The organism is Nocardia sp. NBC_01499, from assembly GCF_045040275.1.
Classification (GTDB): Bacteria; Actinomycetota; Actinomycetes; order Mycobacteriales; family Mycobacteriaceae; genus Nocardia.
On sequence record NZ_CP109426.1, the window covers coordinates 4,183,236 to 4,198,707 of the forward strand.

Below are 15,472 nucleotides of genomic sequence, written 5' to 3' on the forward strand. Positions count from 1 at the left end.
TCGGCCCCGTGTCATTCGTCGACAACGTGGTGAGCGTTCTCCCCAAGCCGCTCGCGGAGGTCGCATACCGGCATCGGGAGCTGATCAAGTTCGCCATCGTCGGTGCGACCACTTTCGTGATCGACAGCGGCATCTTCTACGCCCTGAAATGGACTGTGCTTTCCGAGAAGCCGGTCACCGCGAAAATCATTTCGGGTGTTATCGCGGTGATCGCGTCCTACATCCTGAATCGCGAATGGTCGTTCCGGAACCGGGGCGGCCGGGAGCGGCATCACGAGGCGTTGCTGTTCTTCGGGGTCAGTGGCGTCGGCGTTGTCCTGGCCTTCATCCCGCTGTGGATCTCGAGTTACGTCTTCGACCTGCGCCAGCCCGACGTGAGCTTCACCGTCGAGAATGTCGCCGACTTCATCAGCGCCTTCGTCATCGGCAACCTGCTGCAGATGGCGTTCCGGTTCTGGGCGATGCGCCGCTGGGTGTTCCCGGACGAAATGAACGAGATCACCGCCGAATTCGAAGACCTGGTCGACGAGGAATTCCGCCGCAACTGAGTCACCTCGGCTCCGTGACCACCGCGTTCACCGTCCGATACGCGGAAGAGCCAAGGAACACCGCGAACAACGCCGGCCTGCGCCGCTGCAATTCGAGCCGCCCGCCGTCGGCCTCCACCAACGCCCTGGCCAGCGCGAGCCCGACACCGGTCGAGCCGCCCGCGGAGAAACCACGGTCGAAGATGTGCGGCGCCAGCTCGTCGCGCACCCCGTCACCCTCGTCGGCGACCTCGACACACACCAGCGGATCCCGATCGACCCCGGGCCGTACGGTGCGCACCGACACCGTGCAGGTACCGCCGCCGTGCATGAGCGCGTTGTCCACCAGCACCGAAACCGCCTCGCGCAGGCGCGATCCGGTGATCGGCGCCAGCAACGACTCGTCGCCGATGAGCCGCAACGTGCGGCCCTTCTCGGTGAACGGATGCGTCCACTCGTCGACGACGCCGCGCAACTCCGCCATCACCGGTACCGGATCGAGGTCGGCGGCGTCCTCGTCGCGGGAGGCACGGACCAGGTCGTCGATCGCGTCGGTGAGCCGATCGACCTGCGCCATCGCCTCCTCGGCCTCGTGCACCACCTCGGGATCGGCGTGCGTGGACAACTCGTCGAGTCGCAGCCGCACCGCGGTCAGACGGCTGCGCAGCTGATGCGAGACGTCCGCGACCAGGGCATGCTCGCGCTGCAGCCGCCCGGCGATCTCGACGGTGGCCGAGTCGAGCACATCGGAGACCCGATCGAGTTCGGAAATGCCGTGCCTGCGCGGGTCCGGCCGGAAATCACCCATGGCGAGCCGCGCCGCCCGCGCCGCCACGTCACGCAACGGATCGGCGACCCGGCGCGCGGTGATCACCGCGACCGATACCGCCGCGCCGAGCGAGGCGAGCACCGCAAGGGCCACCACTGCGACGGCCTGACGCTGCCTGGCGTGCATCGGCCCCGAGGGGACCTCCAGGCGTAGCGATCCCTTCGTTCCCATCGACAGCGACTCGACCAGGGGGTCGGAAACCTGGTCCGCGCCGATGTCCATCCGTGACGCGTTGTCCTGCGGGGCCGGATAGATGATGGTCAGCTTGCCGTCCTGCGGCAGCAGCGGCTCCACCGATCTGGTGTCCAGCTCGCCGAGCACCATGCCGTCCCCGCGCTCCTGCACGATGATCGCGGTGGCGACCCGCTCGAGTTTGCTCTGCAGGTCGTCGCGGGTGATGTCCTCGACCCACAGCCAGGCCGTGTAGATCAGCGGCAGGCCGAGTACCACCGTGGTGATGGTCAGCACGGTGAGCATGGACCGCAGGATTCTGCGTCGCACGTCAGTCGGTGTTCAGCCGGAAACCGACACCGCGCACGGTGACGATGCGCCGCTCGGCCATCGGGCCCTCGTCGCCGATTTTGCGGCGCAGCCAGGACATGTGCATGTCGAGGGTCTTCGAGCCGCGCAGCTCGGCGTCGCCCCAGACCTCGCGCAGGATCGTCTCGCGCGGCACCACCTGGCCCGCGCGGTCGATCAGCACCTTCAGCAACTCGTATTCCTTGTTCGCCAAGCCGATCTCGACGCCGTTCACCAGTACCCGGCGCGCGGCGGGTTCAAGCCGGATGCCGCCGACCTCCACCGTGTCGTCGCCGATCCCGCTGCGCCGCAACAACGCTCGCACCCGGGCGAGCAGCTCGGCCAGGCGGAACGGCTTGCCGACGTAATCGTCGGCGCCCGCGTCCAACCCGACCACGAAGTCGACCTCGTCGGTGCGGGCGGTGAGCATCAGTACGGCCAGGTCAGCGCCGCGCGCACGAACCTGGCGGCACACCTCGAGCCCGTCCATGCCCGGCAGGCCGAGGTCGAGAATGAGTAGATCGTGATGGCCCTCGAGGGCCCGCTCCAGCACGGCGGGACCGAAGCGCTCGACGGTGACCGAGTACCCCTCGCGCCCCAGTGCGCGCGACAACGGCGCGGCAATCGCCTCGTCGTCTTCTGCTAGCAGTACGGCCGTCATATGCCCAGGTTAACGGGCCCACCCGGCATCCGCCGCCCACCCCTCGTCGAATCGCCGCGCGGTGCTTCGTTCATCGGTACTCGCCGCGCTCGCCCCTGTGCTCGCTTCGACCGTTATCGCCGTTTTCGACGTCGAAGACTTGGTGGTACATCAGCGCGTGCACCTTCTGCACGGACGGGATGTCGTCGAACTCGAGCGGTTCCGAGGACGACGATTCGATGATCAGCGTGCCGGTGCCGAGCATCCGGTCGAACAGTCCGGTGCGGAACTGCACGCTCGAGATGCGGCTCATCGGAATGTCGATGCCGGTGTGCGTGAGCACGCCCTGCCGGACGAGCACCCGCCGGTCGGTGATGATGAAGTGCGTCGACTTCCAGCTGAGAACCGGTGCGACACAACGCCATACGACGACGATCAGCCACACCGCGAGCACCGCGACGAGCAGCGCCGTCTGCGTGGTGCCCTCGGCTTTGCGCGAAGCGAGTCCCCCGGCGAAACCGGCGAGTGCGGTGATGACGATCAACGTCACGATCGGCCAGAACAACATCTTCCAGTGCGGATGACGATGCAGGATCAGCTGCTCTTCCGGCGCAAGCACGTCCTCCGGATAACCCATGGCCGAAACACTACCGCCTGAAGTTGCCGAAATGCCGGACACTGGACCGCGTCGTGCTGCACAATCGTCTGCCTGCGTGTGTCGAAACCCCGCGCATGCGTTCTCCGATCGATCTGGCTCGAACGCTCTGTCCGCAAACAGCTCTGCTCGATCAAAGCCGCATACGACCGTGGAGGAATGTGTGACCAAAGACCTGACTCAGCTGGAAATCCTGACCGAACTTCAGCCGGTGGCCGAACAGAATGTCAACCGGCATCTCGCGATCGCGAAGGAGTGGCACCCGCACGACTACATCCCGTGGGACGAGGGCCGCAATTTCGCCGCGATGGGCGGTGTCGACTGGGCGCCCGAGCAGTCGAAGCTGAGCGAGGTGGCCAAGGTCGCCATGATCACCAACCTGCTCACCGAGGACAACCTGCCCTCCTACCACCGCGAGATCGCCGAGAACTTCTCCCAGGACGGCGCGTGGGGCACCTGGGTCGGCCGCTGGACCGCCGAGGAGAACCGGCACGGCATCGCCATTCGCGACTACCTGGTCGTCACCCGCGGCGTCGATCCGGTCGCCCTCGAACAGGCCAGGATGATCCACATGACCAACGGGGTCGCCTCGCCCGACAACTGGGGCGGATTCATGGAAAGCGTTACCTACGTGACGTTCCAGGAGCTGGCCACCCGCGTCTCGCACCGCAACACCGGCCGGGTCTGCGACGACCCGATCGCCGATCGCATGCTGCAGCGCATCGCCACCGACGAGAACCTGCACATGATCTTCTACCGCAACATGTGCGCCGCGGGCCTCGATCTGGCGCCCGATCAGGCGATGATGGCGATCACCAAGATCCTGACCCACTTCATCATGCCCGGCGCTGGCATGCCCAACTTCCGCCGCAACGGCGTGCTGATGGCCAAGCACGGCATCTACGATCTGCGCCAGCACCTGGAGGACGTGGTCGCACCGGTGCTCAAGCAGTGGAACATCTTCGGCCGCACCGACTTCGGCCCGCGCGGCGAGCAGGCGCGCGAGGAACTCGGCGTCTTCATCGAGAAGCTCGAACAGGACGTTCTCAAGTTCGAAGAACAACGCGATCGCATGTTCGCCAGGGAAGCGGCGAAGGCCGCCCTCCAGCCGGCCTGACCGCTCGAACAGCCGCACAGGTTCTGCATTCAGAACCTGTGCGGCTGTTTCGTTTTCAGTATTCGGCGCGCAGGTGGGTGACGTCGCCCGCGGAGACCGGCTGGTCGCCGATCAGCAGGCGGCCCGCGTCGTCGATGTCGGTGGCGATGCCGGTCAGCGTCCGGCCGCCGGGCAGTTCGGCGCGCACCTGCGCGCCGAGCGTCGCGCACCGCTCGCGGTAGGCGGCGGCGAGGTCGGCGGTCCGCCAGCCCGCGTCGCGCCACGCGGTGAAACGGCGGGCGAATTCGGTGAGCATCGACTGCACGATCAGCGTCCGGTCGGTGTTCTCGGCACCGGCGATGGTGAGCGAAATGGCATGCGGCACCGGCAGTTCCGCCTCGGTGAGGCTGACATTGAGCCCCATGCCGATGACCACCGCCGGCGCGCCGTCACTCGACGCGACCTCCGCGAGGATGCCCGCCACTTTGCGGCCATCGATCAACACATCGTTGGGCCACTTGAGGTTCGCGTCGACACCGGCCGTCGCGCGCAGTGCGTCGACCACGGCGATGCCGGTGAGCAAGGGCAGCCAGCCGAGCACCGCGGGCTCGATCCCGTCCAGCCGCACCAGCAGCGACATCGAGATCTGTGCCCGCGGCGGGCTGACCCAGGTGCGTGCGTGTCGGCCGCGCCCCTGCTCCTGCGCCTCTGCGAGGAGTACCGCGCGGTCGGCGTCTGGTTCGCCCGCACGCGCGATCAGGTCCGCGTTGGTGGACCCGGTCGACTCCACCACCTCGATGTGGCGGAAGAACGACAGCTCGGGCTGTTCGACGAGACTGCGTCGCAACTGCTCTGCATCCAAAGGAGACCTGGTCACACGGGCAGGCTACTTGGTGCGCGGCGGCCTGACCGTCGAGGTCGTATTCGGCTTATCCGACGAGCATGTATCCGCTACTCGGTGCGCGGGCCGCACCGTCGGGTCCCTCGGAATCCCCATGCGCCGCCTCGGTGCGGCAATCCGGGTCGACGATCGTCGGCTCGGTCTCGTACTTGCGATAGCTGGTCCATGATGCCGCGGCCGCGTATTCCGCGACGGTCTTGCTCCATTCCCACATAACTGGGCCCTCCCCCTGAGCTCGAAATCCGGACTCCTCCAGGCTAACTGGGCCCTACGTGTGGCGATACCGATTTCCTATCGGCGCAAATGCGCCGAAAGGCCTCGAATTCTCGCCATGACAACATGATCTAGCTGCAGTTTTTACCCGCCGGTAGCCCCCACTGGGTTAGTGGGACTCACTGTCACTCGTTACACTCCGGAGCCATGACGAGTGTCCAGCAGCAGTCCGCGCAAGATCCAGCGGGCGCCCCCGACATCCACACCACTGCCGGGAAGCTGGCTGACCTGCGGAATCGGCTGGATGAGGCCAAGCACCCGATGGGTGAGGCCGCGGTCGACAAGGTGCACGCCAAGGGCAAGATGACCGCGCGTGAGCGGATCCTCGCCCTGCTGGACGAGGGTTCCTTCGTCGAGCTCGACGCGTTGGCGCGGCACCGAAGCGTGAACTTCGGCCTGGACAAGAACCGGCCGCTCGGCGACGGTGTGGTGACCGGTTACGGCACCATCGACGGGCGCGACGTGTGCATCTTCAGCCAGGACGTCACGGTGTTCGGTGGCAGCCTCGGTGAGGTCTACGGCGAGAAGATCGTCAAGGTGATGGATCTGGCGCTGAAGACCGGCCGTCCGCTGGTCGGCATCAACGAGGGCGCTGGCGCGCGCATCCAGGAGGGTGTCGTCTCGCTCGGCCTCTACGGCGAGATCTTCCACCGCAACATTCAGGCCTCCGGTGTCATCCCGCAGATCTCGCTGATCATGGGCGCGGCCGCGGGCGGGCACGTCTACTCCCCGGCGCTGACCGACTTCGTGGTGATGGTCGACGGGACCAGCCAGATGTTCGTCACCGGACCCGACGTCATCAAGACGGTCACCGGCGAGGACGTCACCATGGAAGACCTTGGCGGCGCGCAGACGCACATGGTGAAATCCGGTGTCGCGCACTACGTCGCCTCCGGCGAGCAGGACGCGCTCGACTACGTCAAGGACCTGCTGTCCTACCTGCCGAGCAACAACCGCGCCGAGGCGCCGCGCTTCCCGGCCACCGACCCGATCGACGGCGCCATCGAGGACTCGCTCACCGACGAGGACCGCGAGCTGGACTCGATCATCCCGGACTCGCCGAACCAGCCCTACGACATGCACGAGGTGATCCGTCGCCTGCTCGATGACGACGAGTTCCTCGAGGTGCAGGCCGAGCGCGCGATGAACATCATCGTCGGTTTCGGCCGGATCGACGGGCGCAGCGTCGGCATCGTGGCCAACCAGCCGACCCAGTTCGCGGGCTGCCTCGACATCGACGCCTCGGAGAAGGCCGCGCGGTTCGTGCGTACCTGCGACGCGTTCAACATTCCGATCCTGACCCTGGTCGACGTTCCCGGCTTCCTGCCAGGCACCGGCCAGGAGTACAACGGCATCATCCGGCGTGGCGCGAAGCTGCTCTACGCCTACGGCGAGGCGACTGTGGGAAAGATCACGGTCATCACCCGCAAGGCCTACGGTGGCGCCTACGACGTGATGGGTTCCAAGCACATGGGTGCCGATGTGAACCTGGCCTGGCCGACCGCGCAGATCGCCGTGATGGGTGCCTCCGGCGCCGTCGGGTTCGTCTACCGCAAGCAGCTCGCCGACGCGGCGAAGAGCGGCGAGGATGTCGATGCGCTGCGGCTTCAGCTGCAGAACGAGTACGAGGACACTTTGGTGAACCCCTACATCGCCGCCGAACGCGGCTATGTGGACGCGGTCATCCCGCCCTCGCACACTCGCGGCCAGATCGTCTCGGCGCTGCGGCTGCTCGAGCGCAAGATGGTAACGCTGCCGCCGAAGAAGCACGGCAACATCCCGCTGTGATTCCGGCCGCAACACTCGGCTGTGATCCAGCGATACCCTCGGTGGGCCGCGCACACTGGTTGCAGAGACGCAATGAGTGGATCCGAGGATGATCGCATCATCGGCCCCGCTGAATTCGAATAGGGAACACGCCTGATCAGGCAAAGAGAGGATCTGGCACTGTGACGACCGTGGCAGAAGAAGATGTACTGACCGCCGCCGAACTGGACCTGACCGTCGGCTCGATCACCGACGAGGTCGAGGCGGCGCACGTCGACGCGCCTGTCGCCGAGTCCGCGGCCAAGGCCGCGGCGCCATTCTTCACCGTGGTGAAGGGCAACCCGAGCGACGAGGAGGTCGCGGCGCTGGTCTGTGTGCTCACCGCGGCCGCGGAAAGCGCGGCGGCCGGTTCGTCGGGTCCGGCGGACATGTGGGGCCGCCCCTCCTTCATGCACCGCGGCACCTCCCCGTTCTCCCCGTACGCCTACCCGCAGCTCTCGCACCTGCGCGGGTGACCACGTTCGTTCTCGCCTCCGCGTCCCCCGCGCGCCGGGAAGTGCTCCGCTCGGCGGGCATCGATCCGATCGTCCGGGTGTCCGACGTCGACGAGGACGCGCTGCAGGCCGCGCTGCCCGACGGCACCTCGCCCGAGGTCGTCGTCGTCGAGTTGGCCAAGGCCAAAGCCGCGGCGGTCGCCGCGACGATTCCCGAACTCGGCGCCGATTGTGTTGTCGTCGGCTGTGATTCGATGCTGCTGGTAGACGGCGTGCTGCAGGGCAAGCCGCATACCGCAGACGTCGCACGGGCCCGCTGGGGCGAAATGGCCGGGCGCAGCGCCGATCTGGTGACCGGGCACTGTGTGCTACGCGTGCGGGACGGCCGCATTACCGCCGAAGCGATCGAGTGCAGTTCCACCACAGTGCATTTCGCCAAGCCGGAGCCCGACGAGCTGGACGCCTACATCGCCACCGGCGAGCCACTGCAGGTGGCGGGCGCGTTCACCCTCGACGGACTCGGCGGCTGGTTCGTCGACCGCATCGATGGCGATCCGTCGAGCGTGATCGGGATCGGTCTACCACTGCTGCGCCGACTGCTTGGCGACGTTGGGGTCGCCGTTACGCAGCTGTGGGGCCACTCGGCCCCCTGACGGCGGCGCGATCAACGGCTCAGCGGCCGCCGCGTCACCGGCCACCGGCACCGTGACGACCTCCCGGCCATCCGGCTCGCGACGCATTTCCTGCTCGCGCCGCGCCATCATCTCCAGCCGGACCACACACAGTTCCGGCTCGACGAACGGATGCAGGCGCACATTCACCTCGCCGCGCGCGCCACTGCGCTCGAGGACCTCTTTGATCAGGCCGAGATGCACGCCGCACACCACCTCGGAATGCGTGCGCGCGAGTTCACGCAGCGGGCAGGCGGTGAGCCGGATCAGTGCCTGCTCGGTGGTCTCGTTCGGGTCGCGTTCCGGCGCGAAGCCGAGCTCCGAAAGCACCGTCATGGCGACGTCTTTGGCGTCCTCCAGCGATTCGACCCGATGATCACCGGCGTCGAGTTTCGCGCCCCAGGAACGCCCGGCCGCGATGGCCGCCTCCGAGCGCCTGCGCGGATCCGGGCCGAGTTGATCGGCGAGCACCTGCGCGAGTTCCTGATAACCGACCGATCGCTGCACCGCGCTGTATCCGATGCGCGGACGACCGCGGCCACGAGGCGGTTGCTGAAATTGCCGCACCAGGGATTCCCTGGTGAGCACGTCCAGATGAAACCGAACCGTGGTGACGTGTTGTCCGGTGATTCTGGCCAGTTCCTGGGCGTCGAGAGGCTCGCTGGCGCCACGTAGGATCGCGAGCAGTCGCCGCCGCGGCCAAGAATCGGACATAGCTCACCCCTCCTCCCGGGAGACTTTATCGGATGCAGGTGCGATTTATTCGCTCATTCAGCCGATTTGTGATCTGAAACGAGAGTCACTAACGCCTCACACATACCATCGCTGTGAGACCCGAACCGCCGAAACCGCCGTCTACCTCGCGTGAAGGACCCACATCGTGCCCGCTGCTCCGGACCCTCATCCCGCATTTGGTTCTTACGCACATCCTCACCGACTAGTAACCACAGAGTGGCTGTCGGCAAACATCGGCACGTCAGGACTCAAGATCGTCGAGTCCAACGAAGACATATTGCTCTATGACATCGGGCATGTTCCAGGCGCGACCAAGATCGATTGGCGGGGCGATCTGAACGATCCGGTCACTCGTGACTACATCGACGGAGCCCGATTCACCGAGTTGATGCGCGCCAAGGGAATCGAGCGAGACGATACCGTGGTGATCTACGGTGACCGGGGCAACGCGCAGGCGGCGCACACATTGTGGGTTTTCACTTTGTTCGGACATGAAGATGTGCGATTGCTGGACGGTGGTCGTGGCGCGTGGATTTCCGAGGAACGCGACACGACTTTCGACACGCCGCGCTTCAGCCCGAGCGACTATCCCGCCGTCAAACGCGACGACAGCACCGCACGCGCGTTCCGCGAGGACGTGCTCGCCCACCTCGGCAAGCCGCTGATCGATGTGCGCTCCCCCGACGAGTATTCCGGCGACCCGATCCAGCCGCCGATCAACCCCGAGGACGCGGCATTGCGCGGCGGGCACATCCCCACCGCCGCGAACATTCCGTGGACCGAGGCGTTCAACAACGACGGTCGATTCCGCTCGCGCGCCGAGCTGGACTCGATCTACGGCGCGCTGGCCGCCGAGGACGATCTGATCGCCTACAGCAGGGTCGGCGAGCGCTCCAGCCACACCTGGTTCGTGCTGACCTATCTGCTCGGGTTCGGCACCGTGCGCAATTACGACGGCTCGTGGACCGAGTGGGGCAACTCGGTGCGCATGCCGATCGCCAAGGGGCCTGAACCCGGTGCGGCACCGGCCGGTACCGCACGCCGGTCCCGCAGTAAGTAGCGCACGCACGCCTTTCCTCGGTAACGGCCACACTGTGACGCACGACCTACTGTCCAGTAGGAGTGGCCGAGTTCGGCGTCTGTTGGCAGACTGCCTACACTCGCGCAGACGTAGTTTCGTCGACCACGGGCGACCAAAAAAGATTTCACACAGGAGGCTCAGTGCCCAGCCACGCCAGCGCACGAATCACGAAGGTACTCGTTGCTAACCGAGGCGAGATCGCCGTGCGCGTGATTCGGGCGGCCAAGGACGCCGGGCTCGGCAGCGTCGCGGTCTACGCGGAGCCCGATGCCGAGGCTCCCTTCGTGAAGCTCGCCGACGAGGCGTTCGCCCTCGGCGGCCAGACCTCGGCCGAGTCATACCTCGTCTTCGACAAGATCCTCGATGCCGCGTCGCGCTCCGGTGCCGACGCCATCCACCCCGGGTACGGATTCCTTTCCGAGAACGCCGAATTCGCCCAGGCCGTCATCGACGCCGGACTGATCTGGATCGGCCCGTCACCGCAGTCGATCCGCGACCTCGGCGACAAGGTCACCGCCCGCCACATCGCCGAGCGCGCCAAGGCCCCGATGGCCGCTGGCACCAAGGACCCGGTCAAGAACGCCGAGGAGGTCGTCGCCTTCGCCAAGGAGTACGGCGTTCCGGTCGCGATCAAGGCCGCCTTCGGTGGTGGTGGCCGCGGCATGAAGGTCGCGCAGACCATCGAGGAGATCCCCGAGCTGTTCGAGTCGGCCACCCGCGAGGCGGTCGCGGCGTTCGGTCGCGGTGAGTGCTTCGTCGAGCAGTACCTCGACAAGGCCCGCCACGTCGAGGCTCAGGTCATCGCCGACAAGCACGGCAACGTGGTGGTCGCGGGTACCCGCGACTGCTCGCTGCAGCGTCGTTTCCAGAAGCTCGTCGAGGAGGCGCCAGCGCCGTTCCTGTCCGACGATGTGCGCGCCAAGATCCACGCCTCGGCCAAGGCGATCTGCAAGGAAGCCGGCTACTACGGCGCAGGCACGGTCGAATACCTGGTGCAGGGCGAGACGGTGTCGTTCCTCGAGGTGAACACCCGCTTGCAGGTCGAGCACCCGGTCACCGAGGAGACCGCGGGCATCGACCTGGTGCGCCAGCAGTTCCGCATCGCCAACGGCGAAGAACTCTCCATCACCGAAGACCCGACCCCGCGCGGTCACTCGTTCGAGTTCCGGATCAACGGTGAGGACGCCGGTCGCGGCTTCCTGCCCGCGCCCGGCCCGGTCACCGTCTACAAAGAGCCCACGGGGCCCGGCGTGCGCGTTGATTCCGGTGTGGTGCAGGGCAGCGTCATCGGCGGGCAGTTCGACTCGATGCTTGCCAAGCTGATCGTCACCGGCGAGAACCGCACCCAGGCCCTCGAGCGGGCCCGGCGCGCGCTGGCCGAGTTCGAGGTCGACGGGCTCGCCACGGTCATCCCGTTCCACCGCGCGATCGTCGAGGACCCCGCGTTCATCGGTGACGGCACCAAGTTCGACGTCTACACCAAGTGGATCGAGAACGAGTGGAACAACACCGTCGAGCCGTTCACCGGCGGTGCACAGGCCGACGAGGACGAGGACCTGCCACGGCAGAAGGTGGTCGTCGAGGTCGGCGGGCGTCGTGTCGAGGTGTCGCTGCCCGGCCAGTTCAGCCTCGGCGCCGGTGGCCCCGTCGCCGCGGGCAACGGGGCCGGGGTGATCCGCAAGAAGCCCAAGCCGCGCAAGCGTGGCGGCGCCGGTGCCGGTGCGGCCTCCGGTGACGCGGTCACCGCGCCCATGCAGGGCACCGTGGTCAAGGTCGCCGTCGAAGAGGGCCAGTCCGTCGAGGCGGGCGACCTGATCGTGGTGCTCGAGGCCATGAAGATGGAAAACCCGGTCAACGCGCACAAGGCCGGTGTGGTCACCGGGCTTTCCGTCGAGGCCGGTGCCGCGATCACCCAGGGAACGGTCCTCGCTGAGATCAAGTGAGGTCGGTCAAGTAGTGCTCGCGTAAACGTAGGGCGAACACCGCTTCGAGCGGGCGCTGGACAATGACGTCCGCGCCCGCTCTGTCGTATCGTGGTCCGGTGACCAGTACGCCGAGCATCTCCGCCGTCGCGGAGATGATCCGCGCCCGCCGCGCCGCGGGAAGCCGTACCGACGGGAATCGACTGGTGCTCGTCGTCGAGGGCGGCGGCAGTCGAGGCGTGTACTCCAGCGGCATGGTGTCTGCGCTCGAGGAACTGGGCCTCAGCTCGGTCTTCGACGCCGTCTACGGCACCTCGGCGGGGGCGATCAACGGCGCCTGGCTGCTCGGTGGGCGCGCGGTATCCGGCATGCGCTCCTGGACCGATCCGGTGATCATGCGCCGCGCCATAGACCCGTCCCGGATGCTGCGCGGGCGCCCCGCCTTCGATCTGCGTTACCTGGTGCATCAGGTCTACGACGGCATCGAGGGGATGAACTTCCCCGCGATCCTGGCCAACCCCACCACCTTTCACCCCATCGCCACCGACATCCGCACCGGCCGCGCGGTGGACCTGCACCCGCAGATCATCGACAAACGCACCCTCATGCGCGCGCTGCGCGCCTCTGCGGGCCTGCCCATCCTGGCCGGTCCGCCGGTTCCCCTCGGCGACGCGCACTACTTCGACGGTGGCCTCTCCGAAACCGTCCCCATCCGCACGGCCGTCAGCGCCGGCGCGACCCACGCCCTCGTCCTGCGCACCCGCCGCATCGACGAACAGCGACCGCCCGCCTCGCTACTGCACCGCATCGTCGGCGGCGGCTATCTGCGCGCCACCGCCCCCGGCGCCTACCGCGCCTGGAGCCAACGCCCGCTGCAGCAGGCGATCGAGGACCGCGCCCTCGCCGAACTCGGCGGCGCCGCACTGCAGATCCACCCGCCCCTCGGCTCCCCCGATATCGACAACGCCGCCCGCGACACCACCCTGCTCACCGAGGCCCTGGAAATCGGCCGCCGCGCGGTCATGACGGCACTCTCCGACACCGTCCGCGTCGCCTAAGCGTGTGTCAGCCCAGGCGTACGGCTACGCCGTTGGAGAGGACGAAGTCGTGGAGTTCGAGGTGGTTGGGGGTGGCGGTGGCGGGAACGTCGAAAACCAGTTGGGTGGTTGCGGATTGGCCGGGGGACAATTCGAAGGAGTAGTTGTAGCCGTGATCGACGGTCTCCCACATGGTGGCGGTGACGTTGTGACCGAACGGGGTACCGTTGGCGTCGAACAGGCGCTGGCCGATCGGGAGGAACCACTTCGATTCGTCGGAGATGTTGCGGATTTCGAGGGTGACGACCACGAACGAACCCGTCGCCGCCTGTAGCCCGACCTCGTGGACGCCGCTGTCGACGTCGCGCACCACGAACTCCAACTTGCCGTCCCGCACCGGCGTACCCACGGCCGCGAGTACCGGCGCATCGGGCTGTCGCGGCGGCGGCGCCGGATTCTCCTCGGCCATCGCCGTCGGCCGCGGCGCGGCGGCCCCACCCGAATCTCCGGACCGACTGCCCGCCAACAGCGCGACACATCCCGCCGCCAACATGAACGGCGTCAGGAAAATGACAACCAGCGCCCCGATCACCTTCGACAGCACACCGCCGCGTTTGCGCCGCCGCACCGGAGCAAGCGGCCGACGTTTACCTGAATACCGTTGATACTTGGGGCGTTTCGACGAAGCCGGGAAAACTCGCCGCCCGTATCCGACGGGGTAGCGCTGCTGCAGAACCCCCGGACGCGACTGCAGTACCCGAGGCGGCGCGGCCGGACGAGTTCCCGACTTCGCCGAACGCTCCAGCACAAGCGCCCGCAACCCCCGTGCAGCCGCCCCCACCTGTTTCGCAACCGAATCAGACTGTGGCACACGGTAATCCGACGGACGGTCAACCGGCACTGCGGCACCCCGTTGGGACACAGCGGAATACCCGCGCGCCGCCACCGACCCTCGATACCGCTCGACAGCACGGCCCGATACAGCCGGATACGACTGCGGCGGAAGATAACTCACAGGCGGCACGACCGGCACATCGAGTCGAGTCGCTACCCGAGTCGGCGTCGGCCCTGGCTCCGGCAGAAACTTCGTCGGCGCAAGCGGTTTCGCCCCAAATGCGGCCGCGACCGGCGGCACCGATCCCGCGCCCTGTGTCGGCGCGGATCGCGGCGAGCCCTGGATGGGCCCAATCGGCCGTGCGGACTCCCCTCGGCGCGCCTCGATCCAAGTCGGCACGGGACCGAATCGCAGCGCACCCGGCATGGGCCCAATCGGCTGCGCGGGTTCCCCTCGCCGGGTCTCGACACGCGTGGGCGTGGGGCCAGGTGTGGGCAATACCTTCGTCAGCGCAAGTGGTTTGGGTGGGAGCGCGGGCGGGCGAGTGCCGATGGCGGCATGCGCGGCGACGGCGAAATCGCCTGCGGTGGAATAACGATCGGCCGGATTCTTGGCCATCGCGCGAGTGATGACGGCGTCCAGGGCGGCGGGGACGGCGGCGTTGCGGGATGCGGCGCGTGGTGGGTCGATCATCAAATGCGCGTGCATCTGCTGGGCGGGGTCGGTGTCGCCGTATGGACGACATCCGGTGAGGCATTCGTAGAGGACGCAGGCGAGTGAGTAGACGTCGGACCGAGCGTCCGCCTTGCCGGTGAACCGCTCCGGCGCCATGTAGGCCAGCGTCCCGATCGCCAGTCCAGTTGTGGTGACAGCGGTTTGGCCGATCCCGTGCGCGATGCCGAAGTCGATCAGGTACGCGAAGCCGCTGGAATGGACAACGATGTTGGACGGCTTGACATCTCGGTGCACCAGCCCGGCCCGATGCGCCACATCGAGCGCGACCGCCACCTGTCCGACGATGTCGACGGCCGCCTCCGGCACCAACTCCCCGGCGGCGATCCGGCTCGCCAGATCGTGCCCCTCGACGAATTCCATGTCGATGAACAGCCGGCCGTCGATCTCCCCGAACCGATGGATCCGCGGAATACGCGGATCGCGCAGCCTGGCCACCACCTCGGCCTCGCGCTCGAATCGCCTGCGATACCCGGCATCCGCCGCGAGCTCGGCCGGCAGCAGCTTCAACGCCACCCACCGCCCGCCCGCATCGTCATATGCCAGCCAGACCTCGCCCATGCCGCCCCGACCGAGCAACCGCTCCAGCCGATACCCCCCGAATCGCACCTCCCCCATCCCGAACCTCCAGTCACCGTCGACTTGTCCAGGTCCGGTCCCTCGGTCTCCGATCCATCACCGCATCATCGAAAAACGCCAGCTCACATCGCAAACTCCAGATAACCCAACCTCTCTCGGAGCCTAATCCCACGCCACCC

At 67.1% G+C, this 15,472-nt stretch carries 14 protein-coding genes and 1 pseudogene; 8 read left to right on the plus strand and 7 right to left on the minus strand.

What is annotated here, in order from left to right; translation table 11 throughout:
- Window positions 1–8: 8 nt before the first annotated feature.
- A pseudogene (locus OG203_RS19320) lies at window positions 9–533 on the plus strand (GtrA family protein); the annotation flags it as partial.
- 16 nt (window positions 534–549) lie between these two features.
- Here the strand turns inward: OG203_RS19320 and OG203_RS19325 are convergent.
- The 3 genes from OG203_RS19325 to OG203_RS19335 form a co-directional block, all read right to left on the minus strand.
- On the minus strand, window positions 550–1,857 hold the full coding sequence (locus OG203_RS19325) for a sensor histidine kinase (protein WP_405167042.1): 1,308 nt from the start codon (window positions 1,855–1,857) through the stop codon (window positions 550–552).
- Between the two features lies 1 nt (window position 1,858).
- Window positions 1,859–2,536: a response regulator transcription factor gene (locus tag OG203_RS19330; RefSeq protein ID WP_150408010.1), complete on the minus strand. Its 678-nt coding sequence runs from the start codon at window positions 2,534–2,536 to the stop codon at window positions 1,859–1,861.
- 70 nt (window positions 2,537–2,606) lie between these two features.
- Window positions 2,607–3,152 carry a PH domain-containing protein gene (locus OG203_RS19335; RefSeq protein WP_405167043.1) on the minus strand — a complete coding sequence of 182 codons (546 nt, stop codon included), beginning with the start codon at window positions 3,150–3,152 and terminating at the stop codon, window positions 2,607–2,609.
- A 181-nt stretch (window positions 3,153–3,333) separates the two neighbouring features.
- Between OG203_RS19335 and OG203_RS19340 the strand changes: the two genes are divergently transcribed.
- Window positions 3,334–4,287: an acyl-ACP desaturase gene (locus OG203_RS19340; protein WP_405167044.1), complete on the plus strand. Its 954-nt coding sequence runs from the start codon at window positions 3,334–3,336 to the stop codon at window positions 4,285–4,287.
- A gap of 55 nt (window positions 4,288–4,342) precedes the next feature.
- On the opposite strand, the gene OG203_RS19345 is transcribed toward OG203_RS19340, so the two are convergent.
- Both OG203_RS19345 and OG203_RS19350 read right to left on the minus strand, forming a co-directional pair.
- Complete coding sequence (locus tag OG203_RS19345) at window positions 4,343–5,143, minus strand: biotin--[acetyl-CoA-carboxylase] ligase (protein ID WP_405167045.1); 801 nt, start codon at window positions 5,141–5,143, stop codon at window positions 4,343–4,345.
- Window positions 5,144–5,195: 52 nt separating this feature from the next.
- Window positions 5,196–5,381 (minus strand): hypothetical protein, encoded by a 186-nt coding sequence (locus tag OG203_RS19350; protein WP_405167046.1) that lies wholly within the window; start codon window positions 5,379–5,381, stop codon window positions 5,196–5,198.
- 206 nt (window positions 5,382–5,587) lie between these two features.
- On the opposite strand from OG203_RS19350, the gene OG203_RS19355 reads away from it, so the two are divergent.
- From OG203_RS19355 to OG203_RS19365, 3 genes are all read left to right on the plus strand, one after another.
- Window positions 5,588–7,228, plus strand: coding sequence for an acyl-CoA carboxylase subunit beta (locus OG203_RS19355; protein WP_405167047.1), 1,641 nt, complete (start codon window positions 5,588–5,590; stop codon window positions 7,226–7,228).
- Window positions 7,229–7,398: 170 nt separating this feature from the next.
- Window positions 7,399–7,722 (plus strand): acyl-CoA carboxylase subunit epsilon, encoded by a 324-nt coding sequence (locus OG203_RS19360; protein WP_405167048.1) that lies wholly within the window; start codon window positions 7,399–7,401, stop codon window positions 7,720–7,722.
- Complete coding sequence (locus tag OG203_RS19365; protein ID WP_405167049.1) at window positions 7,719–8,354, plus strand: Maf family protein; 636 nt, start codon at window positions 7,719–7,721, stop codon at window positions 8,352–8,354. The genes OG203_RS19360 and OG203_RS19365 overlap by 4 nt, the downstream gene beginning before the upstream one ends.
- Here the strand turns inward: OG203_RS19365 and OG203_RS19370 are convergent.
- The gene (locus tag OG203_RS19370) at window positions 8,280–9,086 is read right to left on the minus strand and encodes a helix-turn-helix transcriptional regulator (RefSeq protein WP_405167050.1); all 807 of its coding nucleotides are present in this window, start codon (window positions 9,084–9,086) and stop codon (window positions 8,280–8,282) included. The two genes, OG203_RS19365 and OG203_RS19370, sit on opposite strands and share 75 nt — an antisense overlap.
- Window positions 9,087–9,252: 166 nt before the next feature.
- Between OG203_RS19370 and OG203_RS19375 the strand changes: the two genes are divergently transcribed.
- From OG203_RS19375 to OG203_RS19385, 3 genes are all read left to right on the plus strand, one after another.
- Complete coding sequence (locus OG203_RS19375; RefSeq protein ID WP_405167051.1) at window positions 9,253–10,167, plus strand: sulfurtransferase; 915 nt, start codon at window positions 9,253–9,255, stop codon at window positions 10,165–10,167.
- A 161-nt stretch (window positions 10,168–10,328) separates the two neighbouring features.
- Complete coding sequence (locus tag OG203_RS19380; RefSeq protein ID WP_405167052.1) at window positions 10,329–12,131, plus strand: acetyl/propionyl/methylcrotonyl-CoA carboxylase subunit alpha; 1,803 nt, start codon at window positions 10,329–10,331, stop codon at window positions 12,129–12,131.
- A gap of 98 nt (window positions 12,132–12,229) precedes the next feature.
- Window positions 12,230–13,168: a patatin family protein gene (locus OG203_RS19385; RefSeq protein WP_405167053.1), complete on the plus strand. Its 939-nt coding sequence runs from the start codon at window positions 12,230–12,232 to the stop codon at window positions 13,166–13,168.
- Between the two features lie 7 nt (window positions 13,169–13,175).
- On the opposite strand, the gene OG203_RS19390 is transcribed toward OG203_RS19385, so the two are convergent.
- Window positions 13,176–15,332, minus strand: a complete 2,157-nt coding sequence (locus OG203_RS19390; protein ID WP_405167054.1) for a protein kinase domain-containing protein — start codon at window positions 15,330–15,332, stop codon at window positions 13,176–13,178.
- Window positions 15,333–15,472: the final 140 nt, after the last annotated feature.

Coding starts and splice junctions, on each gene's coding strand:
- OG203_RS19330 (WP_150408010.1), bottom strand. CDS start 2,536: ATGACGGCCGTACTGCTAGCAGAAGACGACGAGGCGATTGCCGCGCCG.
- OG203_RS19335 (WP_405167043.1), bottom strand. CDS start 3,152: ATGGGTTATCCGGAGGACGTGCTTGCGCCGGAAGAGCAGCTGATCCTG.
- OG203_RS19350 (WP_405167046.1), bottom strand. CDS start 5,381: ATGTGGGAATGGAGCAAGACCGTCGCGGAATACGCGGCCGCGGCATCA.
- OG203_RS19355 (WP_405167047.1), top strand. CDS start 5,588: ATGACGAGTGTCCAGCAGCAGTCCGCGCAAGATCCAGCGGGCGCCCCC.
- OG203_RS19370 (WP_405167050.1), bottom strand. CDS start 9,086: ATGTCCGATTCTTGGCCGCGGCGGCGACTGCTCGCGATCCTACGTGGC.
- OG203_RS19390 (WP_405167054.1), bottom strand. CDS start 15,332: ATGGGGGAGGTGCGATTCGGGGGGTATCGGCTGGAGCGGTTGCTCGGT.